Annotated in this window: 17 protein-coding genes, 3 rRNA genes and 1 other annotated feature; of the genes, 13 read left to right on the forward strand and 7 right to left on the reverse strand. The window is 38.9% G+C overall.

The features are described from left to right. Nucleotides 1–194: 194 nt before the first annotated feature. Nucleotides 195–791: a tRNA 5-(aminomethyl)-2-thiouridylate-methyltransferase MnmM gene (mnmM, locus tag B2C77_RS08480; RefSeq protein WP_073013390.1), complete on the reverse strand. Its 597-nt coding sequence runs from the start codon at nucleotides 789–791 to the stop codon at nucleotides 195–197. Nucleotides 792–893: 102 nt separating this feature from the next. Continuing rightward, nucleotides 894–1,113 (forward strand) — a binding site (T-box leader). A 127-nt stretch (nucleotides 1,114–1,240) separates the two neighbouring features. Between mnmM and leuS the strand changes: the two genes are divergently transcribed. After that, entirely contained in the window at nucleotides 1,241–3,655 is a 2,415-nt protein-coding gene (gene leuS, locus B2C77_RS08485; protein WP_077703229.1) for a leucine--tRNA ligase, read from the forward strand. A 211-nt stretch (nucleotides 3,656–3,866) separates the two neighbouring features. On the opposite strand, the gene B2C77_RS08490 is transcribed toward leuS, so the two are convergent. Further along, on the reverse strand, nucleotides 3,867–4,619 hold the full coding sequence (locus B2C77_RS08490; RefSeq protein ID WP_077703230.1) for a YybI family spore inner coat protein: 753 nt from the start codon (nucleotides 4,617–4,619) through the stop codon (nucleotides 3,867–3,869). Nucleotides 4,620–4,776: 157 nt separating this feature from the next. On the opposite strand from B2C77_RS08490, the gene B2C77_RS08495 reads away from it, so the two are divergent. The 4 genes from B2C77_RS08495 (at nucleotide 4,777) to rrf (ending at nucleotide 10,623) form a co-directional block, all read left to right on the forward strand. Continuing rightward, nucleotides 4,777–5,079 carry a rhodanese-like domain-containing protein gene (locus B2C77_RS08495; RefSeq protein WP_303046177.1) on the forward strand — a complete coding sequence of 101 codons (303 nt, stop codon included), beginning with the start codon at nucleotides 4,777–4,779 and terminating at the stop codon, nucleotides 5,077–5,079. Nucleotides 5,080–5,457: 378 nt separating this feature from the next. Further along, a 16S ribosomal RNA gene (locus tag B2C77_RS08500) occupies nucleotides 5,458–7,022 on the forward strand. Nucleotides 7,023–7,430: 408 nt separating this feature from the next. After that, nucleotides 7,431–10,350, forward strand: a 23S ribosomal RNA gene (locus B2C77_RS08505). Nucleotides 10,351–10,507: 157 nt separating this feature from the next. Further along, a 5S ribosomal RNA gene (gene rrf / locus B2C77_RS08510) occupies nucleotides 10,508–10,623 on the forward strand. The 16S, 23S and 5S rRNA genes sit together here, the layout of an rRNA operon. A 487-nt stretch (nucleotides 10,624–11,110) precedes the next feature. On the opposite strand, the gene B2C77_RS08515 is transcribed toward rrf, so the two are convergent. The 3 genes from B2C77_RS08515 to B2C77_RS08525 all read right to left on the reverse strand — a co-directional run bounded on the left by B2C77_RS08515 (nucleotide 11,111) and on the right by B2C77_RS08525 (nucleotide 14,163). Continuing rightward, nucleotides 11,111–12,298: a dicarboxylate/amino acid:cation symporter gene (locus tag B2C77_RS08515; RefSeq protein ID WP_077703231.1), complete on the reverse strand. Its 1,188-nt coding sequence runs from the start codon at nucleotides 12,296–12,298 to the stop codon at nucleotides 11,111–11,113. A 320-nt stretch (nucleotides 12,299–12,618) separates the two neighbouring features. Then, nucleotides 12,619–12,819, reverse strand: a complete 201-nt coding sequence (locus tag B2C77_RS08520; protein WP_077703232.1) for a hypothetical protein — start codon at nucleotides 12,817–12,819, stop codon at nucleotides 12,619–12,621. Nucleotides 12,820–12,897: 78 nt separating this feature from the next. Further along, entirely contained in the window at nucleotides 12,898–14,163 is a 1,266-nt protein-coding gene (locus B2C77_RS08525; protein ID WP_077703233.1) for a BaiN/RdsA family NAD(P)/FAD-dependent oxidoreductase, read from the reverse strand. A gap of 341 nt (nucleotides 14,164–14,504) precedes the next feature. Here B2C77_RS08525 and B2C77_RS08530 point away from each other — a divergent pair, with 341 nt between their 5' ends. The 5 genes from B2C77_RS08530 to B2C77_RS08550 all read left to right on the forward strand — a co-directional run bounded on the left by B2C77_RS08530 (nucleotide 14,505) and on the right by B2C77_RS08550 (nucleotide 19,588). Beyond that, nucleotides 14,505–16,115, forward strand: coding sequence for a putative polysaccharide biosynthesis protein (locus B2C77_RS08530; protein WP_077703234.1), 1,611 nt, complete (start codon nucleotides 14,505–14,507; stop codon nucleotides 16,113–16,115). Nucleotides 16,116–16,129: 14 nt separating this feature from the next. Continuing rightward, the gene (locus tag B2C77_RS08535; protein ID WP_077703235.1) at nucleotides 16,130–16,840 is read left to right on the forward strand and encodes a pseudouridine synthase; all 711 of its coding nucleotides are present in this window, start codon (nucleotides 16,130–16,132) and stop codon (nucleotides 16,838–16,840) included. Between the two features lie 45 nt (nucleotides 16,841–16,885). Beyond that, nucleotides 16,886–17,443, forward strand: a complete 558-nt coding sequence (gene thpR / locus B2C77_RS08540) for an RNA 2',3'-cyclic phosphodiesterase (protein ID WP_077703236.1) — start codon at nucleotides 16,886–16,888, stop codon at nucleotides 17,441–17,443. A 44-nt stretch (nucleotides 17,444–17,487) separates the two neighbouring features. Further along, nucleotides 17,488–18,423 carry a hypothetical protein gene (locus B2C77_RS08545; protein ID WP_101933752.1) on the forward strand — a complete coding sequence of 312 codons (936 nt, stop codon included), beginning with the start codon at nucleotides 17,488–17,490 and terminating at the stop codon, nucleotides 18,421–18,423. 352 nt (nucleotides 18,424–18,775) lie between these two features. After that, nucleotides 18,776–19,588, forward strand: coding sequence for a phosphotransferase family protein (locus B2C77_RS08550; RefSeq protein WP_077703237.1), 813 nt, complete (start codon nucleotides 18,776–18,778; stop codon nucleotides 19,586–19,588). On the opposite strand, the gene B2C77_RS08555 is transcribed toward B2C77_RS08550, so the two are convergent. Then, nucleotides 19,580–19,867, reverse strand: coding sequence for a YtzH-like family protein (locus B2C77_RS08555; protein ID WP_077703238.1), 288 nt, complete (start codon nucleotides 19,865–19,867; stop codon nucleotides 19,580–19,582). The genes B2C77_RS08550 and B2C77_RS08555 overlap by 9 nt on opposite strands. A gap of 76 nt (nucleotides 19,868–19,943) precedes the next feature. On the opposite strand from B2C77_RS08555, the gene trmB reads away from it, so the two are divergent. After that, nucleotides 19,944–20,600, forward strand: a complete 657-nt coding sequence (gene trmB / locus B2C77_RS08560) for a tRNA (guanosine(46)-N7)-methyltransferase TrmB (protein ID WP_077703239.1) — start codon at nucleotides 19,944–19,946, stop codon at nucleotides 20,598–20,600. A 357-nt stretch (nucleotides 20,601–20,957) separates the two neighbouring features. After that, nucleotides 20,958–21,800, forward strand: coding sequence for a YtnP family quorum-quenching lactonase (locus B2C77_RS08565; RefSeq protein ID WP_077703240.1), 843 nt, complete (start codon nucleotides 20,958–20,960; stop codon nucleotides 21,798–21,800). 94 nt (nucleotides 21,801–21,894) lie between these two features. Here B2C77_RS08565 and B2C77_RS08570 read toward each other — a convergent pair whose 3' ends face one another. Next, complete coding sequence (locus B2C77_RS08570; RefSeq protein WP_073009893.1) at nucleotides 21,895–22,209, reverse strand: PepSY domain-containing protein; 315 nt, start codon at nucleotides 22,207–22,209, stop codon at nucleotides 21,895–21,897. Nucleotides 22,210–22,666: 457 nt separating this feature from the next. Here B2C77_RS08570 and B2C77_RS08575 point away from each other — a divergent pair, with 457 nt between their 5' ends. After that, nucleotides 22,667–23,734 (forward strand): M42 family metallopeptidase, encoded by a 1,068-nt coding sequence (locus B2C77_RS08575; RefSeq protein ID WP_077703241.1) that lies wholly within the window; start codon nucleotides 22,667–22,669, stop codon nucleotides 23,732–23,734. Nucleotides 23,735–23,742: the final 8 nt, after the last annotated feature.

Raw genomic sequence — 23,742 nt, forward strand, 5'->3', positions numbered from 1 at the left:
TCAAAATTTGAAGTAGGAGTCTTACAGCCATTCGTTTTCGTTATATATTTCAAACCTAAATGGGGTTTACAGGTGTATTTTTATATTATAGGAAAGCATAGAGTTTTAAAGTTTAAAATAAGCAAAATGAAGGATTGATTCTCCATAATGACTTGACAATAACCCAAGTTTTTATTTTCTTTTAAATAAGCAAACTAAAATGACAATTTTCTTTTAGTGAAGCCATTCCCTTTTTTTTCGATAGCGATAATAAATGGTGGATTATTTCTTTGATTAATAAACCGATATTGCAACACATGATAGGAGCGTTGGCTCAACTGCATTACATGTTTTAAAACAGCTTCTTTTTCTTCATGTCCTCCTTCATGACCGTAATAGACAACGATGACAATCAAGCCGTTTGGTTTTAGAAAATGTAATATTTTGTTGATGGCCATAATGGTGGAATTAGCATTGGTGATAATGGTTTTATCGCTTCTAGGCAGGTAACCAAGGTTAAATACTGCTCCTCCAACTAACATTTCTTTTGTAGGTAAGTATTTTTCTAAATGTTCATGGCTATCATGAATAATAGATACATTCTGTTTTTGATTCTCTTGCATTAACTGTCTAGTTGTTTGAATTGCTTGCTCTTGAATATCAAATGCTAAAACGTGGCCATTTTTACCAACGACATTACTTAAAAACAGCGTATCTTGACCGTTTCCGCAAGTTGCGTCAATGACAGTTTCGTTTTTTTCAATAGTGGATTCTAATAAATAATGCGCATAGTGCAAAATTCCGTGTAACATGATTATCTCCTTTGCCAAAATTATTACTACTTATTTTAGCAGATGAAGTTACATGTTGTCTTGACAAAGATAAAATAATTCATTACAATTCGATATAACAAGATAATGACAATGCCAAGGAATAGTAGTAAATCACTTCAGGAATAGAGAGGCAATGGTAGGTGGAAATTGTCCCTGGTTTATTTATGAACTCACCTTGAGCTGTTGCAGGAGCGAAAATTGCAGAGTAGTTTCTGACGTATGTCCTCGTTACGGATTTCAAGTGAATGCTGATGAGCATTAAAATGGGTGGTACCGCGGGTGAAAGCATCTCGTCCCTTCTATAAAATTAGGAGGGAACGTGATGCTTTTTTTATTTTTATATAAATAGTACCTTTTGAAATGGCTATGTTCAGTTTAAGCTGAAATGTAATGTATCTAGATATTTTAAAATAATAGGAGGAAAAAACATGAGTTACCATCATCAGCAAATGGAGAAAAAATGGCAAACATACTGGTTGGAAAATAAAACATTTAAAACAAATACGTTTTCAGAAAAAGAAAAGTTTTACGCGTTGGATATGTTCCCGTATCCATCTGGGGCTGGCTTACATGTGGGGCATCCAGAAGGATACACAGCTACAGATATTATATCGAGAATGAAGCGAATGCAAGGTTATGAGGTGTTGCATCCAATGGGGTGGGATGCGTTTGGACTCCCTGCTGAACAGTATGCAATTGATACGGGAAATAGCCCGGCAGCATTTACGGATAAAAATATAAATATATTTAAGCGACAAATTCAAGCTCTCGGCTTTTCTTATGATTGGGATCGGGAAGTTAATACTACAGATCCTAACTATTATAAGTGGACACAATGGATATTTATAAAAATGTATGAACACGGGTTAGCATATATGGATGAAGTACCTGTAAATTGGTGCCCTGCTTTAGGCACGGTATTAGCGAATGAAGAAGTAATTGATGGAAAAAGCGAGCGTGGAGGGCACCCTGTTATTCGTAAGCCAATGAAACAATGGATGCTACGAATCACTGCCTATGCAGATCGTCTTTTAGAAGATTTGGAAGAATTGGATTGGCCAGAGAGTTTAAAGGATATGCAACGAAATTGGATCGGCAGATCAGAAGGTGCTGAAGTTAGCTTTGAAATTGAGTCATTGAATGAAGCGTTTACTGTTTTTACAACTAGACCAGATACACTATTTGGCGCAACCTATGCTGTTTTAGCACCTGAGCACCCTTTGGTAAAGAAAATTGTAACAGACAAGCAAAAAGATAATGTTGAAAAGTATATTCATGAGATCGCAACGAAGTCAGACTTAGAAAGAACAGAATTATCGAAAGAAAAAACAGGTGTTTTTACAGGGTCATATGCTATTAATCCTGTGAATGGAGAGAAAATGCCAATCTGGATTGCGGATTATGTATTAATGAGTTACGGTTCAGGTGCAATTATGGCTGTTCCAGCACATGATGAAAGAGACTACGAATTTGCTACTAAATTTGAACTCCCTATTGTTGAGGTTGTTGCAGGCGGAGACATTACAAAAGGAGCTTATACCGGGGAAGGCAAGCATATTAATTCTGGATTTTTAAATGGTTTAGGTAAAGACGAAGCGATTAGGAAAATGATTGCGTGGTTAGAGGAACACGGAAAAGGTGCAAAAAAAATCACCTACCGTCTTCGCGATTGGTTGTTCGCTAGACAACGTTATTGGGGTGAGCCTATTCCTATAATTCATTGGGAAGACGGAACGATGACAACTGTCCCAGAAGAAGAATTGCCATTAGAATTACCGTCTATGAATAATATTCAACCATCAGGGACGGGAGAATCGCCACTAGCAAATGCCGAGGAATGGGTAAATGTCATTGATCCTAAAACGGGTATGAAAGGAAGGAGAGAAACGAACACTATGCCGCAGTGGGCAGGAAGTTGCTGGTATTTCTTACGCTATATTGACCCGGTAAATTCTAAGCAGTTAGCTGCCCCTGAGGCACTTCAGCAATGGTTGCCTGTTGATCTATATATTGGTGGTGCTGAGCATGCTGTTCTTCATCTTCTATATGCACGTTTTTGGCATAAATTTTTATACGATATTGGGGTTGTTCCTACGAAAGAGCCGTTTACAAAGTTGTTCAATCAAGGAATGATCTTGGGAGAAGGAAATGAGAAAATGAGTAAATCTAAAGGTAATGTCGTCAATCCTGACGATGTTATAGAATCTCATGGTGCAGATACTTTACGACTTTATGAAATGTTCATGGGTCCGCTAGATGCTTCTGTTGCTTGGTCAGAAAATGGGCTGGATGGCTCACGCCGCTTCCTCGATCGTGTTTGGCGCTTAACTATTGAGGATGATGGGCAACTTTCTAGAAAAATTATTGAAGAAAATGATGGCACTTTAGATAAAACATACCATGAAACAGTAAAGAAAGTGACGGAGGATTTTAATAATTTGCATTTTAATACAGCTATCTCTCAAATGATGGTGTTTGTGAATGAATGTAATAAAGCGGAATATATTCCTAAAAAGTATGTGGAAGGATTTATAAAAATGCTCTCCCCAATTGCGCCACATATTGCAGAGGAGATATGGCTAAAGTTAGGTCATTCGGATACGATCACCTATGAACCTTGGCCTGTATATGATGAAGAAAAGCTGATAGAAAATGAAGTGGAAATTGTTTTGCAAGTGATGGGGAAAGTTCGTGCTAAAGTAAATGTTTCTAAAGATGCTTCAAAAGAAGAATTAGAAAAAATAGCTTTAGAAAATGAAAAGATTAAAGATTTAATTACAGATAAAACAATTCGAAAAGTCGTTGTTGTACCAGGGAAACTAGTTAATATCGTTGCCAATTAATCAAATGTTGCTGTCATTACCAAGGATACTTCTAAAAGTAGCGGGGCTGTTGCGCAATCAGATAACTGATTGTGCAACAGCTCCTTTTGCTTAGAAATAAAGTGATGCAGAACTCTAACTTCCACAGTCGTTTGCAAGAAGTGAGAAAGAGGGGGGGCTGTGTGGCACAACTATATGTCGAACGTAAAGAAAAATCTATTTTAATGGGCCTTCATTTAGATGGAACCCATTTAGTTTTTAAAATAATCCAATTACCGTCTTCGAAATACCATATAGTCTCTACAGTTCCTAATTGGTCGGCATGGTATGCGCCACTAATTTGTTGATAACTTTTTAGACCATATCCTTTACTATCGCTTATTTTAAAGACTTCAAAAAAGGCGATTGGATCAATCATAACAGATTGATTTTGCGAATGTAAGCTGCCGTCTTTATTATAAATACCAAGTCGAATATAATCTTGTGCACGATTTTTAACATCTATTGTGATTGGTTTACTCGTAGCGGTTAATGTTATATTAACTTTAAAATCAGGTTGGAAATTACCGCTTAAATATGTTTGCTTAGGTAATGGTATTTTTTCCATTTGGGTGTGAATGATGGTATTTAGTTGGTAATTATAAAGCCCGCCACTTCCCCCAGTGGCACTTTGATAAAATATATCTTTTATTCCATCGTGATTCAAATCGACAAACTGTAAATAAGGGTCATAACCGCCATTGTAAGAGATTTTCCATTGATTATTATTATTAGAAATCTCTGCCCATATTTCACGATAATATGTTGAATCCGCAGAAAAAAACGTACCCATTAATTTAATTGTTTCTGGATGATTATCGCCAGTTACATCAGCGCGATATGTCTTAATTAAAGATGGCTTTGCCTCTTCTGCAATAATTGAACTAGAAACAAAAACAAGAAGCAACACACTACATAGAATAAAAAAAGTATGCTTGCCTTTCATGATTACACTCACCCTTCTACGTTGTTAGCTTTAGATTGTGTTGCAAACTTGAAAGTTATCCATTGAAAAATTATTATGTAATTATCCACAGTTGAAGTGATTTTGATATTATGGTTGTTAAATAACATTTTAAATTGGAAAGGCTTGAGGTGATAAAGTGAAAGAGTTAACCCCAAAACAAGTGGAGAAGAAGTTAGAAAATAACGATGATATGTTAGAACTTATTGATGTACGTGAAGAAGAAGAGGTAGCGCAAGGTAAAATCCCTCACATAACGCATATTCCTTTAGAGCAGATACCTGAGAAAGCAGAAAAACTAGATAAGTCTAAGCAATATATTATGGTTTGTAGGTCGGGGAGAAGGAGTGAAAGAGCAGCTGCCTATTTACAGAAACAAGGATTTGATGTAGCAAATATGGTTGGTGGCATGCTAGAATGGCGTGGAGAAATCATGAACTAAAAATATATAGGAGAAGGGCTTGACTTTTCTCCTATAATCCTTTATCATTATTTTTGCTGTCAAAAACAAGCAGTTCTATTTCATTATTAGACAGCAATGTGTTGACTATGATTGCTTTACATGATATACTTAAAATCCGCACTAAACACATTTTGGTTTGGTGTGATGATCATTTTGGTTATGTAGTTGACAAATATAATGAGACAGGTTATACTTGTTAAGTTGCTGAAAAAACATTACATTATTTGCTCTTTGAAAACTGAACAAAACAACCAGTATGTCAAAGAAAAACAAACCCTGTTTTTCTTAAGAAATAAACTGAGAGAAATCTCAGAAGAAGCTAAGAATGATGGAGAACGGTGTTCATCATCACAAACTTTTATGGAGAGTTTGATCTTGGCTCAGGACGAACGCTGGCGGCGTGCCTAATACATGCAAGTCGAGCGCGGGAAGCAAGCAGATCTTCTTCGGGAGTGACGCTTGTGGAACGAGCGGCGGACGGGTGAGTAACACGTGGGCAACCTACCTGTAAGACTGGGATAACTCCGGGAAACCGGGGCTAATACCGGATGAAACAAAGCGTCGCATGACGCAATGTTAAAAGGCGGCATATGCTGTCACTTACAGATGGGCCCGCGGCGCATTAGCTAGTTGGTGAGGTAAAGGCTCACCAAGGCAACGATGCGTAGCCGACCTGAGAGGGTGATCGGCCACACTGGGACTGAGACACGGCCCAGACTCCTACGGGAGGCAGCAGTAGGGAATCTTCCGCAATGGACGAAAGTCTGACGGAGCAACGCCGCGTGAGTGATGAAGGTTTTCGGATCGTAAAACTCTGTTGTTAGGGAAGAACAAGTGCCATTCGAATAGGTTGGCACCTTGACGGTACCTAACCAGAAAGCCCCGGCTAACTACGTGCCAGCAGCCGCGGTAATACGTAGGGGGCAAGCGTTGTCCGGAATTATTGGGCGTAAAGCGCGCGCAGGCGGTCCTTTAAGTCTGATGTGAAAGCCCACGGCTTAACCGTGGAGGGCCATTGGAAACTGGAGGACTTGAGTACAGAAGAGGAGAGTGGAATTCCACGTGTAGCGGTGAAATGCGTAGAGATGTGGAGGAACACCAGTGGCGAAGGCGACTCTCTGGTCTGTAACTGACGCTGAGGTGCGAAAGCGTGGGTAGCGAACAGGATTAGATACCCTGGTAGTCCACGCCGTAAACGATGAGTGCTAGGTGTTAGGGGGTTTCCGCCCCTTAGTGCTGAAGTTAACGCATTAAGCACTCCGCCTGGGGAGTACGGCCGCAAGGCTGAAACTCAAAAGAATTGACGGGGACCCGCACAAGCGGTGGAGCATGTGGTTTAATTCGAAGCAACGCGAAGAACCTTACCAGGTCTTGACATCCTCTGACACCCCTAGAGATAGGGCATTCCCTTCGGGGACAGAGTGACAGGTGGTGCATGGTTGTCGTCAGCTCGTGTCGTGAGATGTTGGGTTAAGTCCCGCAACGAGCGCAACCCTTGATCTTAGTTGCCAGCATTTAGTTGGGCACTCTAAGGTGACTGCCGGTGACAAACCGGAGGAAGGTGGGGATGACGTCAAATCATCATGCCCCTTATGACCTGGGCTACACACGTGCTACAATGGATGGAACAAAGGGCAGCGAAGCCGCGAGGCCAAGCAAATCCCATAAAACCATTCTCAGTTCGGATTGCAGGCTGCAACTCGCCTGCATGAAGCCGGAATCGCTAGTAATCGCGGATCAGCATGCCGCGGTGAATACGTTCCCGGGTCTTGTACACACCGCCCGTCACACCACGAGAGTTGGTAACACCCGAAGTCGGTGAGGTAACCTTTTGGAGCCAGCCGCCGAAGGTGGGACCAATGATTGGGGTGAAGTCGTAACAAGGTAGCCGTATCGGAAGGTGCGGCTGGATCACCTCCTTTCTAAGGAATTATACGGAAACCGACTAAATTCGCCACGTCCTGTGGCGACGTCGGCATGACCTGCATCATGCAGGCCCAACATACTTGGTTGTTTGGTTCAGTTTTGAGAGAGTAAATCTCTTGATAGGATGCAAGTGTCTTCATAATAAGATTTGACATCCTTTTATAGATTGTACCTTGAAAACTAAATAAGAGTAACAACGACATCAAACCAAAAGCGGAAGCGAATGTTTAGCGATGTACAGACGACTGACTCGCAGGAGATAAAGGAAACACGATGAACGTAAGTGAATTGATGTTGACTTATCGTACGAAGAGGAAGGAAGTCATGCTAATCGCTATGAGCTGAAGCTAGAAAACCAAAAGCTGAAAAGCAATATGCTTATTCATAGATAAAATTGTAAGATTAGTTAAGTGAATAAGGGCGCACGGTGGATGCCTTGGTACTAGGAGCCGAAGAAGGACGGGACTAACACCGATATGTCCTGGGGAGTCGTAAGTAGACATCGATCCAGGAATTTCCGAATGGGGGAACCCGCTGCTCGTAATGGAGCAGTACTTCTATCTGAATTCATAGGGTAGAAGAGGCATACCCGGGGAACTGAAACATCTCAGTACCCGGAGGAAGAGAAAGCAAACGCGATTTCCCGAGTAGCGGCGAGCGAAACGGAATTAGCCCAAACCAGAAGGCTTGCCTTCTGGGGTTGTAGGACACTCCATTGGAGTTATCAAGAGATTCTTTAGATGAAGCGATCTGGAAAGGTCGGCCAAAGAAGGTAACAGCCCTGTAATCGAAAAAGAATCTCCTCCGGAGTGGATCCTGAGTACGGCGGAACACGAGGAATTCCGTCGGAATCCGGGAGGACCATCTCCCAAGGCTAAATACTCCCTAGTGACCGATAGTGAACCAGTACCGTGAGGGAAAGGTGAAAAGCACCCCGGGAGGGGAGTGAAATAGAACCTGAAACCGTGTGCCTACAAGTAGTCGAAGCCCGTTAATGGGTGACGGCGTACCTTTTGTAGAATGGACCGGCGAGTTACGATCGTATGCAAGGTTAAGTGGAAGACACGGAGCCGTAGCGAAAGCGAGTCTGAACAGGGCGAATATAGTATGCGGTCGTAGACCCGAAACCGTGTGATCTACCCATGTCCAGGGTGAAGGTCAGGTAACACTGACTGGAGGCCCGAACCCACGTATGTTGAAAAATGCGGGGATGAGGTGTGGGTAGGGGTGAAATGCCAATCGAACACGGAGATAGCTGGTTCTCTCCGAAATAGCTTTAGGGCTAGCCTCAAGGAAAGAGTACTGGAGGTAGAGCACTGATTGAACTAGGGGCCCTCATCGGGTTACCGAATTCAGTCAAACTCCGAATGCCAGCTACTTATCCTTGGGAGTCAGACTATGGGTGATAAGGTTCATAGTCGAAAGGGAAACAGCCCAGACCGCCAGCTAAGGTCCCAAAGTATACGTTAAGTGGAAAAGGATGTGGAGTTGCCCAGACAACCAGGATGTTGGCTTAGAAGCAGCCACCATTTAAAGAGTGCGTAATAGCTCACTGGTCGAGTGACTCTGCGCCGAAAATGTACCGGGGCTAAACGTATCACCGAAGCTGCGGATTGTTCTTACGAACAATGGTAGGAGAGCGTTCTAAGTGCTGAGAAGTCAGATCGTGAGGACTGGTGGAGCGCTTAGAAGTGAGAATGCCGGTATGAGTAGCGAAAAAAGAGTGAGAATCTCTTTCACCGAAAGCCTAAGGTTTCCTGAGGAAGGCTCGTCCTCTCAGGGTTAGTCGGGACCTAAGCCGAGGCCGAAAGGCGTAGGCGATGGACAACAGGTAGATATTCCTGTACCACCTCATGAACGTTTGAACGATGGGGGGACGCAGTAGGATAAGGAATGCGCACCGATGGACGTGTGCGCCCAAGCAGTGAGAAAGTCGGATAGGCAAATCCGTTCGACAATTTCAAGCTGTGATGGGGAGGGAAATAGAGTACCGAAGTTCCGGATTTCACACTGCCAAGAAAAGCCTCTAGTGAGTTCATAGGTGCCCGTACCGCAAACCGACACAGGTAGGCGAGGAGAGAATCCTAAGGTGAGCGGGAGAACTCTCGTTAAGGAACTCGGCAAAATGACCCCGTAACTTCGGGAGAAGGGGTGCTCCTTTAAGGAGGAGCCGCAGTGAATAGGCCCAAGCGACTGTTTAGCAAAAACACAGGTCTCTGCGAAGCCGAAAGGCGAAGTATAGGGGCTGACACCTGCCCGGTGCTGGAAGGTTAAGGGGAAGCGTTAGCACTTCGGTGCGAAGCGTAGAACCGAAGCCCCAGTAAACGGCGGCCGTAACTATAACGGTCCTAAGGTAGCGAAATTCCTTGTCGGGTAAGTTCCGACCCGCACGAAAGGTGCAACGACTTGGGCACTGTCTCAACGAGAGACCCGGTGAAATTATACTATGCGTGAAGATGCGCATTACCCGCGACAGGACGGAAAGACCCCGTGGAGCTTTACTGTAGCCTGATATTGAATGTTGGTACAGCTTGTACAGGATAGGTGGGAGCCATCGAAGCGTGAGCGCTAGCTTACGTGGAGGCAACCGTGGGATACCACCCTGGCTGTACGAACCTTCTAACCCAGGGCCGTAATCCGGTCCGGAGACAGTGTCAGGCGGGCAGTTTGACTGGGGCGGTCGCCTCCCAAAAGGTAACGGAGGCGCCCAAAGGTTCCCTCAGAATGGTTGGAAATCATTCGCAGAGTGTAAAGGCAGAAGGGAGCTTGACTGCGAGACCTACAAGTCGAGCAGGGACGAAAGTCGGGCTTAGTGATCCGGTGGTTCCGCATGGAAGGGCCATCGCTCAACGGATAAAAGCTACCCCGGGGATAACAGGCTTATCTCCCCCAAGAGTTCACATCGACGGGGAGGTTTGGCACCTCGATGTCGGCTCATCGCATCCTGGGGCTGTAGTCGGTCCCAAGGGTTGGGCTGTTCGCCCATTAAAGCGGTACGCGAGCTGGGTTCAGAACGTCGTGAGACAGTTCGGTCCCTATCCGTCGTGGGCGCAGGAGGTTTGAGAGGAGCTGTCCTTAGTACGAGAGGACCGGGATGGACACACCGCTGGTGTACCAGTTGTTCCGCCAGGAGCATAGCTGGGTAGCTACGTGTGGCAGGGATAAGTGCTGAAAGCATCTAAGCATGAAGCCCCCCTCAAGATGAGACTTCCCATCACTATAAGTGAGTAAGATCCCTCAGAGATGATGAGGTTGATAGGTTCGAGGTGGAAGCGTGGTGACACGTGGAGCTGACGAATACTAATCGATCGAGGACTTAACTAACCTTTTTGGTAGATGTACGTTGAATGATCTCTTATTTAGTTTTCAAGGTGACAAGGAAAAAATGACTTTTTTCAACAAAGATCTTGATTTTTTCACAAAAACGATTATAATAAGATTTGTGCCTCTTTGAAGCACAACATAACAGATAGCAACTTTGCCTGGTAGTAATGGCGGAGAGGTCACACCTGTTCCCATGCCGAACACAGTAGTTAAGCTCTCCAGCGCCGATGGTAGTTGGGACTTTGTCCCTGCAAGAGTAGGACGCCGCCAGGCAACTTATATTAAAAAAACTGACTCATTTTCTCACGAGTCAGTTTTTTTAATATGTAAGGTAAATAATGAAATATCATCTTATCATAGATTTATTGGGTAAAAGATAAACAAGTAGAAGTATGGAATATAAAATAAGCAATATGATATTTTTGATAAAGCTTTATATCAAGGAGTATTTACAAACACGTGATATGAGTGAAGTTCAAATAATCGTGATGGATTTGTCTAAATCCTTTAAACAAGCTGTAAAAAAGCATTCGGCAATCCATTGATGATTGCAAATCGATTTCAATATTTGTGGCAAAAGTATTGGGCATTCGATAAAGTGCGCCGAGAAGTTTAAAAGGAGTTAGAAAAAATTTATAGCAAAAAAAGTTCTTTTGCCCATTATAAAAGGAGCTGTTTTTCCTTTCTTAAAGTTCATTACTATGTAACTTAAGTAAGGAAAAACGGCACCTTAAAGTATTTTGGTTTTATTACGTTAAGATTAAACTACGCCTTCTTTATTGTTTAATGCCTTACTATTTTTGCTTAGACTGTCCGTTATAGATGTTATTGCTCCATCTCCCGTAACATTACAAGCCGTCCCTAAACTATCCTGAGCTAAATAAAGGGCAATCATAAGTGAGACCATTACGGAATCAAAGCCTAACATACTTTCTAAAAGGCCAATTGCTGCCATTACTGCACCTCCTGGCACTCCAGGAGCTGCAATCATTGTTACACCTAGCATTAAAATAAACGGAAATATACTTCCAAAAGTAGCAACTTCACCTTGTAAGAACAATACAGCTAATGCACAGCTTACAAGTGTAATAGTACTTCCAGATAAATGAATATTAGCTAGCAAAGGTACCGTGAAATCCGCAATACTTTCCCGCACTTTTAGTTTTTTAGAGTGTTTTAAAGTGACAGGGATGGTAGCCGCTGATGATTGAGTTCCTAGCGCAGTAAAATAGGCTGGAGCCATTGTTTTTAACATAGATACAGGATTTTGCTTGCTTAAAGTTCCCGCAAGTGTATATTGTACTAGTAAGTAAAGTAAGTGCAAAATAATGATCATTACAAAGACTTTAGCAAAAACGGATAATATAGTACTCACCTGTCCAGCAGCAGTCATATTAGCAAAGATACCAAAAATATGAAATGGTAATAGTGGAATAATAACTTTTTCAATTACTAAATGAATAATGTCTCTAACATCTAGTGACAATTGGTAAAGCGTGTCCCCTTTAATCGCGGCAATTCCTAGACCAAGAACAAAAGCTAGTAATAAAGCAGTCATAACCCCCATAGGTGGTGGCATTTCAATCTCTATAAATCCACTACTTAAAGCTTTAGTTGGATCAGAAAATGATTGTAATGATTGCTGACTTAATAAGTTAGGGTAAATGGTCTTTGCAGAGAAAAAGGCAACAATACCAGCAATAACTGTGGAAGAATATGCAATAAATGCTGTTAGACCTAATAGTTTCCCTGCGCCCTTACCTAGTGATCCGATACCAGGGATAATGAAACCGAGAATAATTAACGGGATAATAAAACCTAAAAAGTTTCCGAACAGATCATTGAATGTTGCGAAAACACGGATAAACCAGTCATTTGCAAACGATCCAATTGTAATACCTAACGCAATAGCGATAACAATACGTATTAGTAATCCAAAACCTTTCAACTGTAGTAACCTCCTTGATATAATACACTCTATTTTACACAAAACATATAAATTAGTCTATTATATATAATCAGAAAAAAAATACCATTCTGTTGTATTATATTTTGTTAAGTTTGTCAATATATATAGTTAACGGTCATATCTTGTGCTTTTAACGCAGATTTTTTAGAGAATACTTTTGAGACAAACCATTGTATTTAGCCTTTTAATCGAACTGGGGACGGTTTACACTTGATTAGAAAAAATAAGGTAAGGTGAGGATATCTAAATAGTCCACAACAAATTAAAAGCGCGCCTCATTTAGCGCGCTCTGCCTATTTTTAGCTCATTCCATAAGGGCCCATTTGTTGTGAACCTCCACTGCTTCCAGCATTGGAATTCGACATTTGTGATACAAAAGGAATCATTTTTTGCATGGTTTGACCAAAATTTTGATTGTTTTTCGTCATTGTATAAAATGTTGCAGCACCGACACCTACCGAAGCGATAATTGGTATCCACATTCCATTTTTTTGCACCATTATCCGTCCTTTCTTTGCCCTTAGAAATGATTATAGACATTATTAGATTCGGCGAAACATAATATTTAATACAAGGTATCAATTGCCAGCTTGTAGTTCCAGAGCTGCGTTTATACCAGCTAACCTACCAGTAACAAGTGCTGATGTAATATTATAACCACCAGTATAACCATGAATATCTAAAATCTCTCCACAGAAATATAATCGTTCTGTTTTTTTTGATTGCATGGTATTTGGAACTATTTCTTTAATGGAAACACCGCCTCCAGTAACAAAAGCTTTTTCTAAGGGAAGTGAACCATGTACGTAAAATGTAAAATGCTTGCATTCATGAATAAATTGCATAATCCATTGCTTGGATAAATTTCCAGCTTTTTGTTCTTCGTACATGTTGTGATGGTTCAATAAAAAGATAATTAATTTTTCGGGGGCGAACCCTTTTAATAAGTTTTTGACTGTTTTTTTAGGAGCTTGGTCAATCATATCCAAAAGTTTATCCATAAGTTCTTTCTCCGTAGAATTTGGAAAAATATCTAATACCATAGGCACTTCGCTTCGCCCTTTTCTTAGCTCCTTTACTACAAATTGCGAGCACCGTAATACAGCTGGCCCTGATATTCCAAAATGAGTGAAAATCATGTCCATTTGATGGGAAATAATTGTTTTTCCTTTTTTGTTAAGAACAGATAAACAAATATTACGTAATGAAATACCTTGTAATGATTTATTTCGAATAAATGCTTCTTCAGATACTAATGCAACCTCTGTAGGGTATAGCTCTGTAATTGTATGACCTGCTTTTTTTGCCCATGCATATCCATCCCCAGTAGATCCTGTGTAAGGGACCGCTTTGCCTCCTACTGCGACAATAATAGCTTTAGATTGCATTTTTTTACCATGTGGAAGGATAACAGTATGGTGTTTTTCATCGTAATGGATTGCTTCTACAGCAGTTTCCAATTTCACATTAACATTTAGCTCGTCTAAACGTCTTAACAACGCATTCACTACAGTTTTAGATTGATTGGATACTGGAAACATTCTTCCGTGATCCTCTTCTTTTAGAGGTACTTGTAATGTAGTGAAAAAATCAATAATGTCGTAATTGTTGAAAACAGAAAAAGCACTATATAGAAATTTTCCATTACCTGGAATGTTTTTTATAATTTCTTCCTGAGGAAGTCGATTTGTGACATTACATCTCCCGCCACCAGAAATCGCCAGTTTTTTCCCTAACTTCTTTCCTTTTTCAATCAATAATGTGTTGGCACCATGCTCAGCAGCAGCTATTGCTGCCATCAATCCTGAAGGCCCTCCACCTATAATTGTTACGTCATAGGACATTGATATTCATTCCTTTCCGCTAGGTATCGTACCATGAACTAGAAAAAGAAACAATTTTTTATTACACTATAGGAAGTAAAAAGGGAATCTATCCACGCAAAGGAAAAAACGGCTACAACGTAGGTTTTATAGTATAAAAGTCATTACAACCATTCTCATATAAAAACTGCCGATAAACAAAAACAACATTTTAATGCACAATATAAGTTAATTTGTAATATAATGTTGTTATTTATACGGAAGAAATAAATAAAAATATGATAGAATAGTGCATATGTGTAATTTGAAATACAAATTACATCGTAAAGATTTTATTAAATGTAGATAATGCAGGTGAAAAAATGTCGAATATTGTACGTGGAACGATGTTGCTAACGGGAGCAACATTTCTCTCTAAACTATTAGGAATGATTTATGTCATTCCATTTAATGCTTTAGTTGGAGCAACAGGAGGTACGTTGTTTTCACTAGCTTACACTCCTTATAACATATTTATTAGTCTCTCAACTGTTGGAGTACCATTAGCTGTATCAAAATTTGTTTCCAAATATAATGCAGTCGGAGATTATGAAACAGGAATGCGCATGTTCCGTACTGGAATGACTTTAATGGTTACTACTGGAATCATAGCCTTTTTGGTCCTCTTTTTTAGTGCGGATTTATTAGCAACGGGAATGATTACGAGTGAAAATGCAGACGAGCTCTCGAGATCTGATGTCGCTTTTGTTATTAAAATGGTAAGTTTTGCTTTGATTTTAATTCCGGCTATGAGCATTGTGAGAGGCTTTTTCCAAGGGTACAATTCCATGGGGCCTACAGCTATATCTCAAGTCATCGAACAAATTGTACGGATCTTTTTTATTTTGGCAGGATCATTCGTTATTGTAAATATCTTAAATGGATCAGTCATTGCTGCTGTCGGTTTTTCTACTTTTGCTGCGTTTCTTGGGGCAGTAGCTTCTTGTCTTGTCTTATACATTTATTGGCAAAAAAGAAAGCCGTATATTGATAAACAACGCAAGCAACAAATATATATGTACGATATCAGCACAAGCGATATGTTTAAAGAATTATTTCGTTACGCAGGACCATTTGTATTAGTTGGATTAGCTACTCCGTTATATCAATTAATTGATCAGTTCACGTTTGAAAGAGCAATGGTTGCTAATGGGGAGGGAGATATTTGGTCTTTTTCCTATTCCGTCGTGAATTTCTATGGACATAAGCTAGTTATTATCCCTGTAACTATAGCAATAGGTTTATCATTAGCTATTCTCCCTGCAATGACCAAAGCATATACACAAAATAATAAGCAACTGCTAAAAAATCAAATAAGCCAAGCACTACAAATTGTTATGTTTTTAATTTTGCCTGCAGTTAGTGGACTATCATTATTATCCACGGAAGCTTATGGAGCGTTATTTGGATTAGAAAAAATTGCTATTTCTGGTGAGTTATTAGCTTGGTATGCACCTGTTGGTCTATTTTTCGGGCTATTCACCGTTACCTCTTCCATATTACAAGGTGTTAACCAACAGCGATTTGCTGTAGTTAGCTTATCTGCGGGTGTACTCGTAAAAGTGTTATTAAACATACAGCTTATTTATATGTTTGGTGCTAAAGGAGCTATCTTTGGGACAGCATTAGCAGCAGGTATTGCTACTATCCTCAATCTATGGCGCATTCGTTTAGCTGCTCAATTTTCTTATAAACCATTAGTAAAACAAACGACATTAATTATCATTTTTATTGCAATTATGAGTGGGGCGATTATTTTAGGAAAATATTTATTAGGTATGGTCGTTCCAAATAATCGAGTAGGTATGATAATTACATTAATTGGCTGCGTGAGTGTTGGTGGGCTCGTTTACTTGTGGTTAGCTTATGCATCTACATTATTAGAGCGGGTGCTTGGAAATCGGGTTCGGTTTTTAGATAAAATCTTTAAGTGATAGGGGGTATTATTATGCGCCTTGACAAATTTTTGGCCAATGCTGGATTGGGAAGTAGGAAAGAAGTAAAAGCTTTGTTGAAAAAACGATGCGTTATGGTAAATGGTCAATTAGCCAAAGATAGTTCCGTTCACGTTGATGAAATCAATGATAGTATTGCAGTAAATGGAAAGCCGATTTATTACCAAAAATACACATATATTATGTTGCATAAGCCTTCTGGTGTGATTTCTGCTACAGCAGATAAGCAAGATAAAACGGTTATTGAATTACTATCTCACGAATTACAAAAGTTTAAGCCGTTTCCAGTGGGGCGACTGGATAAGGATACAGAAGGCCTGCTTATATTAACGAATGATGGTCAATTAGCACATGAGTTATTGTCTCCCAAAAAGCATGTAACGAAAACGTATTTTGCAAAAATTAAAGGGGAGGTAACAGAAGCTGACTGCATGGCTTTTGCCAACGGTGTGACATTGGATGATGGCTATAGAACAAAACCTGCAACATTACGTATTTTGAAGCAAGCTGCACAATCAGAAGTTGAAATTATGATAACTGAAGGGAAGTATCATCAGATTAAGCGAATGTTTCGAGCTGTTGATAAACAGGTAGCATATTTAAAACGGACAACAATGGGGAAATTACACCTTGATAAGGCTCTTAAAAAAGGAGAATATAGGCAGTTGCGTGTTGAAGAAGTGAAGTTATTACAGAATTCATAAACTTTACGTATGTTTCTATAGGGGATTTTATTAAGGAGGCTCATAATGGCAAGGTTACCACATTATTTTATCGCCATTCCGTTAACTAAAGAAGTTCAAGTTATGTGTAGCGATATGCAGACATTCTTAAAACAGAAGCTACCTTATAGGGAGTGGACAAATAAGCTTGACTTTCATATTACTTTAAAGTTTTTAGGGCCTGTATCCGATAGTAAAGTATGCCACCTGATCAACAGACTACAACGAGTTCATTTTTTACCTTTTTATTTAACAGTAGGTGGAGTAGATACTTTTGGCTCTTTTGAAAGACCAAGGGTAATTTATTCGAAAGTACAATTAAATGATACGTTAACAAAGCTAGTAAATCAGGTTGAGTTTGAAGCAAAAGCAGAAGGTTTTTTAGCGGAAAAACGGTCGTATATTCCTCACATTACATTAGCTAAAAAATGGGATGGATCAGCTCATGTAGGCAATGAGATGTTAACCGAAGTGAAAAATAAGGATTACCCAGTAATGTTATTGTATGTGGATCATTTCGTATTATATCAAACATTTCCAAATCAACAGCCGAAGTATAAAGTAAAAGCTCATTTTACACTATAGAAAAGTAATATACGAAAGGTTATTGTATAAGCTAAAAGCAAGGGGTGAAAACACTGGCACAATTAATTAAATTACAAGATTATATTTCTAGATACGAATGGAATCCTTATCGCTACCCAAGTCAATTTATTCGCTTAAAGAAAGAAAACTGGCGTCATTTGAAAGAGATGTGGGAAAAAGAAAAAAGCTTGCCACCATTACATGAGACAGAAATAGTAGATCAGGTCGAGCAATATTCAAGATGGAAAGTGTGGAAGCGCAAATCAAAAAAAGAGGAAGTTTCTCATGAAGAAGATGAGAAACTGACCCTCCCAGAAACGGAACAAGGCCTAAAGCAGTATTATTTAAATAAATTATTACACTTACAAATGAAATGGGCTACGTCTACGGTAACAGAGGTTTCTTTTGTTGATAAACACTGGCACAATGACATGGAAATCAAGTATTTCTTACAACGGTTCCCTGATACTTATTTAATTTTGTATTATCCGATATTCGAGATTAAAAAAGCGCCGGTTGAATGTGAGATAATTTTAATAACACCAATAGGAATTGAAATAATTAGTCAGATAAAAGAAGAAATCGGTGCGACATTTATAGCGCAGGATACACGAACATGGATAGTAGAAAAGGGAGATCATAGGGAAACATTATTAAATCCACATATCGCTTTAAAGCGGACGGAAAATATTATAAAAGGAATTCTTTCTCATTATGATTTAAACTTTCCCATTACAAAAGTTATTCTAGCTAAATCAAACCCTGTCCAGTTTGTAACGGAACCATTCCAAACTAAAATTATCGGTAGTCACCAATATCAAGATTGGTTTGCGCAAAAAAGAAAGATTACTTCTCCATTAAAAAATGAGCAGTTAAAAGTAGCAGAACGTTTATTAAAACATGTGCAAACCACCGCGGTTAAAAGGCCAGAATGGGAAGAAGAGCGAGATTCGTTTGAGTTTGTTGGCGAAGAATTTTAAAAATAATAGTTGCTGACACTATAGGAAAGTAAGGCTTATAGATATGCCAAATTTTACTAATCATGAAAAGAGCATACATAACTTTTTATTTATTTACTGGTAAGGTTTATTTTTAAATAGTTCTGATGCATTGAACAGAAACGTGTTATAACAGTATCTTTAATGATGTAACATTCTTTATAATTATAAAGGATAATGTTAGACCACCTAATTGGATAACAGTGAGTTGGGTGCTATTTCTAAAAGAAGTTGATTTGTTGAAAAGCAAATAATAGATTCAGATTTGTATTTTTGTACAAATATAGATAAAATATATTATTGAACGCTAAAATTTGAAAGATGTGAGGAATTTATGGTGAACTGGCTGAAGCGAGTTCTAGGTAGTGAGTGGGAAATAGCTCCAGCAGGTGGGCTTACAGGAGACGCTTATCTGGCAACGAAAGGTAACCAGCGATTATTTTTAAAACGTAACTCATCTCCGTTTTTAGCCGTCTTATCGGCGGAGGGAATTGTTCCAAAATTAATCTGGACAAAAAGAATGGAAAATGGTGACGTCATTACAGCTCAGGAGTGGCTAGAGGGAAGAGAGTTAAAACCAGTTGAAATGCAACATTTACGCGTTGCTGATTTATTACGAAAAATTCACCAGTCCTCTGAATTGTTACATATGCTCATGCGTTTAGGGAAAAAACCTATTACATCAGACGAAAGCTATGATATTATAAAGGAACGTTTGCAACGCACGAATTTACATCATACACATGAACAAGTGGTTATTGCGTTACAATACTTAGAAAAACTGCTCCCTATTACAAGGAAGCGAAAACTTGTTGTCTGTCATGGAGATTTGAATCATAATAATTTACTACTGACAGAGGAAGGGCATTTATATCTTATCGATTGGGACAGTGCATTGATTGCTGATCCAGTTGTAGATTATGGAATGATTCTCAATTGGTATATTCCCCAAGAAAATTGGAATGAGTGGTTGCGACAATACGGTATTGCAACAGATAATCATTTGTTTGGGCGTATGCATTGGTATCTATTACTGGATTCTCTACATTACTTATGCTGGCATAAAGAACGTGATGAAGATGCTAAGTTTGTAGACCGTTTAAACGAGTTAGATATTTTGAATAAACAAATAGAAAGATTAATGTAAATTTGTTTGATGAAGCGCATCAATCCATGCAGCTAACTGTGTATTGTTGGCCACAATATGTGCTTCCATATTTTGTGAAGATTCACCGTTCTTCCCGTAGTCGTAAATTTCAGGAAGTAACTCCTGTATCTCTTGATTGGAAATAGAACTATTTTGCATAAGAGACTTCACAAGTCTGGTTATTTGTTGATATTCAGAGACACTACCACAAAGGTCGGTTCGATGTTCGTCTAATAAATCTATAAGCAAAGTTAGTTGATTATTTGTATTTAATTCCATATCAAATCACCTCTAAATATAGTATGATTCACATTTATTTTTCTATACTTGAAAACAGAAAGAGAGGATTTTATATATGCGTCAGCGACATAAGCCGTGGGCGGATGATTTTTTACAAAAACATGCAGACACGGTTATTTCCAATCCTTACAACTATAACGGTAGGTGGCAGGAAGTGTTTACGAATCATGATGCTCCTATTCACCTTGAAATAGGAACAGGTAAAGGGCAATTTATCGTTGAAATGGCTAGACAATACCCAGATGTTAATTTTATCGGTATTGAAGTAGCAAAAAGTATTATTGTAACGGCTGCTCAAAAAGTTGTTGATGCAGAAATGCCGAATATTCGCTTAATCCATGTTAACGCTGAAAACTTAACGGATTTGTTTGCAAGAGACGAATTATCCTTGATTTATTTAAATTTTTCAGACCCTTGGCCAAAAAATCGGCACGAAAAACGAAGATTAACCTATTATACTTTCTTAGAAAAATATCAACAAATTTTAAAACCAAACGGTGAAATTGTATTAAAAACCGATAATATGGGATTGTTTGAATATTCATTAGAAAGTTTTTCACAAAATGGACTGCAAATAGAAGAAGTGAATCTAGATTTGCATGGAATAGATGATCCTACAAATCGGATGACGGAATATGAAGAAAAATTTACAGCAAAAGGGCAACCCATATATCGTTGTCGCGTAAAGAATACGGAGTCTGTAAACCTGTAACAGTTTGGCGAGTTTGTTGTACACTCGCTAAGCTGTTTTTGCATTTGGGAAAATATACAATTGAAGGTTTATGGTATAAGGAAATGGTGTTTTTAGACTTGGAGATAATCCAGTTATTTCTAATAAAAAAACCATTTCTATTACTTATAAGTATGTTTATCATTTAAGACACTGTAAGTGAAAAGTATTTTACGAAATCATTAAGGTTCTGATAAGATGTATAATAAAATGAATGCGTTTTCTTTTTTGCTTTATAGGAAAGTACAAAAGTTTAAAGTATAGCATAAGCAAAACTACAGCTACCGCTAAAAAGATTTGATGGTAGGCCAAGTTTTCTTGCTTTTAGGGAGGGATTGGATGGAGAAGTTAAAGGTAGGAAGAGCAACTTTGACATGGCTTCAAGGAGGAGTAATCCATTTAGATGGAGGGGCGATGTTTGGAGTAGTACCTAAAGTACTATGGCAGTCAAAGTACCCGACAAACGAGTGGAATCAAATTGAGTTACGAACAGATCCGATACTATTACAACTGGATGGAAGAAATTATTTGATTGATAGCGGAATTGGGCAAAATAAATTGACAGAGAAGCAACAGCGAAACTTTGGGGTTACAGAGCAGTCAAAGGTTGTTTATGATTTGGCTGTCCTTGGATTAGCACCAAATGATATCCATGGTATTTTAATGACGCATATGCACTTTGATCATGCATCGGGTTTAACTTTTCCTGTGGCGGCGGATGCATATGAATCTGTATTTAAAAAAGCTGTCATTTATGTAACAGATATAGAATGGAAGGAAATGAGAAACCCAAATATTAGATCTAAAAATACTTATTGGAAGAGCAATTGGGAAGCAATAAAAAAACAAGTTCAACCATTTTCACACGAAATTGAAATTACAGATGGGTTAAAAATGATTCATAGCGGCGGTCATAGTGATGGTCATAGCGTTATTGTTTTTGAAGAAGGAGATACATGTTGGATTCATATGGCGGACATTATGCCAACCTATGCACATCAAAATAAATTATGGGTACTAGCTTATGATGATTATCCGGTAACTTCTGTTTATCAAAAGGAAAAATGGATGGCTTATGGATATCAAAGGCAGGCATGGTATACATTTTATCACGATGTGTATTATCGAGCGATAAAATTTAATGGACTGGGAAATTGCGTGGATCAATTAGTACGTAAGTAGTATATGGAGCAGAGTCGTAACTTCTGTATGTATCAAAGCCAAATAAGTGAAATAGGTTAACCTATTTCACTTATTTGATAAGTACTAAACCTGTTTATGTTGTTTGTACGGCGTCAATCACCGCACCAGTTTCAACATCTACATAAAATTCATACTGCTTGTTTTCCCCGTCTAAATTCCGTGTAACTCCACCACGATAAGCATCGTAGAGAAGGCCGTTTTTCTCTACTTCTTGTGGTTGCATATAAATCCAAGAACCGCTAATTGGCCCTTGCTTCTTAAATGTTTCTTTTGCATGGTTTAATGCTTTCTCAGGAGTAACTTTTTGCATTTGATCCAGTTGTTGCTTTGCAAGGTAGCCTACAGCAACGCCAAGCCCTGCAGCAATAACTGCTTTTTTTACACCCATTATTACTCACCTCTTACTATCAATTTAAGTAATCGCTTTACAGTTTCTTATCTGCTAGTATACCGTATTTAGAATAAAATAGAAAATAAAAAATGCTCCGTTTAATATATGGAAGACTGCTGGTTAAAGCCTCTGATTAGCAGTAACTATATTCTATAGTCAATAGCATCGGTTTATAAACACTAGATATACCTATATCATCAAGGAAAATTAAGGTATTGATATATATAAGTTTGCTAAGCTAAGTAGATGTTTTCAAAGTATAATTTATATGGATGATATGTAGTAGGCTCTTTAGTGAGACAGGGGCAAATTCCTTGAAATGAAAAAAGAAACGTGCATATGTAATATGAAAATAATATGGATATATCTTTTTACGCAAAGAAGAATACTGGAAATCCAAGCATTCCTTCAAGTATACTTAATACTATACATAAATTGAAGGTGGGATACAGGAATGAATCAAGAAACATTGTCCTTATTTAAACAATTGACAGAGCTTCAAGGTGCGTCAGGCAATGAACATGCTGTGCGTTCATTTATGAAACAAGAGTTATCCAAATATGCCGATGAAATCATGCAAGATAATTTAGGCGGAATATTTGGTGTAAAAAAAGGATCAGGACCTAAAGTTATGGTAGCAGGTCATATGGATGAAGTTGGTTTTATGGTGACACAAATAACAGATAATGGCATGTTACGTTTTCAGCCATTAGGTGGTTGGTGGAATCAAGTATTACTTGCTCAGCGAGTACAAGTTATAACAGATAATGGGCCAGTTGTTGGTGTAATTGGTTCAATTCCACCTCATAATTTAACAGATGAGCAACGCAAAAAGCCGATGGAAATAAAACATATGCTCATCGATATTGGTGCTGATGATAGAGCGGATGTTGAAAAAATAGGTGTTAAACCAGGGCAACAGATTGTCCCTTTAACGCCATTTACGCCGATGGCAAATAGTAACAAAATTTTAGCTAAGGCATGGGATAACCGTTATGGTTGTGGATTAGCGATTGAATTGTTAAAAGAAGTGCAAAAAGATGCCTTACCGAATGAATTGTATGCAGGTGCGACAGTACAAGAGGAAGTTGGCTTGCGCGGTGCACAAGTTGCAGCTAATAAAATTCAACCAGACATATTTTTTGCATTGGATGCGTCTCCTGCTAATGATATGTCAGGGAAAAAAGATGAATTTGGGCAATTAGGTAAGGGTGCATTATTGCGTATTTTTGACCGAACAATGATTACACATCAAGGCATGAAAAATTTTGTTCTCGATACAGCAGAGAGCAACAATATACCTTATCAATATTTTATCTCGCAAGGTGGAACAGATGCAGGTAGAGTCCATGTAGCAAACCAAGGCGTTCCTTCTGCAGTCATCGGTATATGCTCGCGCTACATTCATACATCATCTTCTATTATACATGTGGACGATTATGCAGCTGCTAAAGAATTACTAATCAAGCTTGTCAAATCAACAGATCAAACAACGCTGGATAACATCCATCGTTCCGTTTAATGGATATA

The sequence above is a fragment of the Virgibacillus dokdonensis genome (genome assembly GCF_900166595.1).
Lineage (GTDB): Bacteria > Bacillota > Bacilli > Bacillales > Amphibacillaceae > Virgibacillus > Virgibacillus dokdonensis.

Coding starts and splice junctions, on each gene's coding strand:
- B2C77_RS08575 (WP_077703241.1), top strand. CDS start 22,667: ATGAATCAAGAAACATTGTCCTTATTTAAACAATTGACAGAGCTTCAA.
- leuS (WP_077703229.1), top strand. CDS start 1,241: ATGAGTTACCATCATCAGCAAATGGAGAAAAAATGGCAAACATACTGG.
- thpR (WP_077703236.1), top strand. CDS start 16,886: ATGGCAAGGTTACCACATTATTTTATCGCCATTCCGTTAACTAAAGAA.
- B2C77_RS08570 (WP_073009893.1), bottom strand. CDS start 22,209: ATGGGTGTAAAAAAAGCAGTTATTGCTGCAGGGCTTGGCGTTGCTGTA.
- B2C77_RS08565 (WP_077703240.1), top strand. CDS start 20,958: ATGGAGAAGTTAAAGGTAGGAAGAGCAACTTTGACATGGCTTCAAGGA.
- B2C77_RS08525 (WP_077703233.1), bottom strand. CDS start 14,163: ATGTCCTATGACGTAACAATTATAGGTGGAGGGCCTTCAGGATTGATG.
- B2C77_RS08490 (WP_077703230.1), bottom strand. CDS start 4,619: ATGAAAGGCAAGCATACTTTTTTTATTCTATGTAGTGTGTTGCTTCTT.
- B2C77_RS08550 (WP_077703237.1), top strand. CDS start 18,776: ATGGTGAACTGGCTGAAGCGAGTTCTAGGTAGTGAGTGGGAAATAGCT.
- B2C77_RS08555 (WP_077703238.1), bottom strand. CDS start 19,867: ATGGAATTAAATACAAATAATCAACTAACTTTGCTTATAGATTTATTA.
- mnmM (WP_073013390.1), bottom strand. CDS start 791: ATGTTACACGGAATTTTGCACTATGCGCATTATTTATTAGAATCCACT.
- trmB (WP_077703239.1), top strand. CDS start 19,944: ATGCGTCAGCGACATAAGCCGTGGGCGGATGATTTTTTACAAAAACAT.
- B2C77_RS08520 (WP_077703232.1), bottom strand. CDS start 12,819: ATGGTGCAAAAAAATGGAATGTGGATACCAATTATCGCTTCGGTAGGT.
- B2C77_RS08535 (WP_077703235.1), top strand. CDS start 16,130: ATGCGCCTTGACAAATTTTTGGCCAATGCTGGATTGGGAAGTAGGAAA.
- B2C77_RS08530 (WP_077703234.1), top strand. CDS start 14,505: ATGTCGAATATTGTACGTGGAACGATGTTGCTAACGGGAGCAACATTT.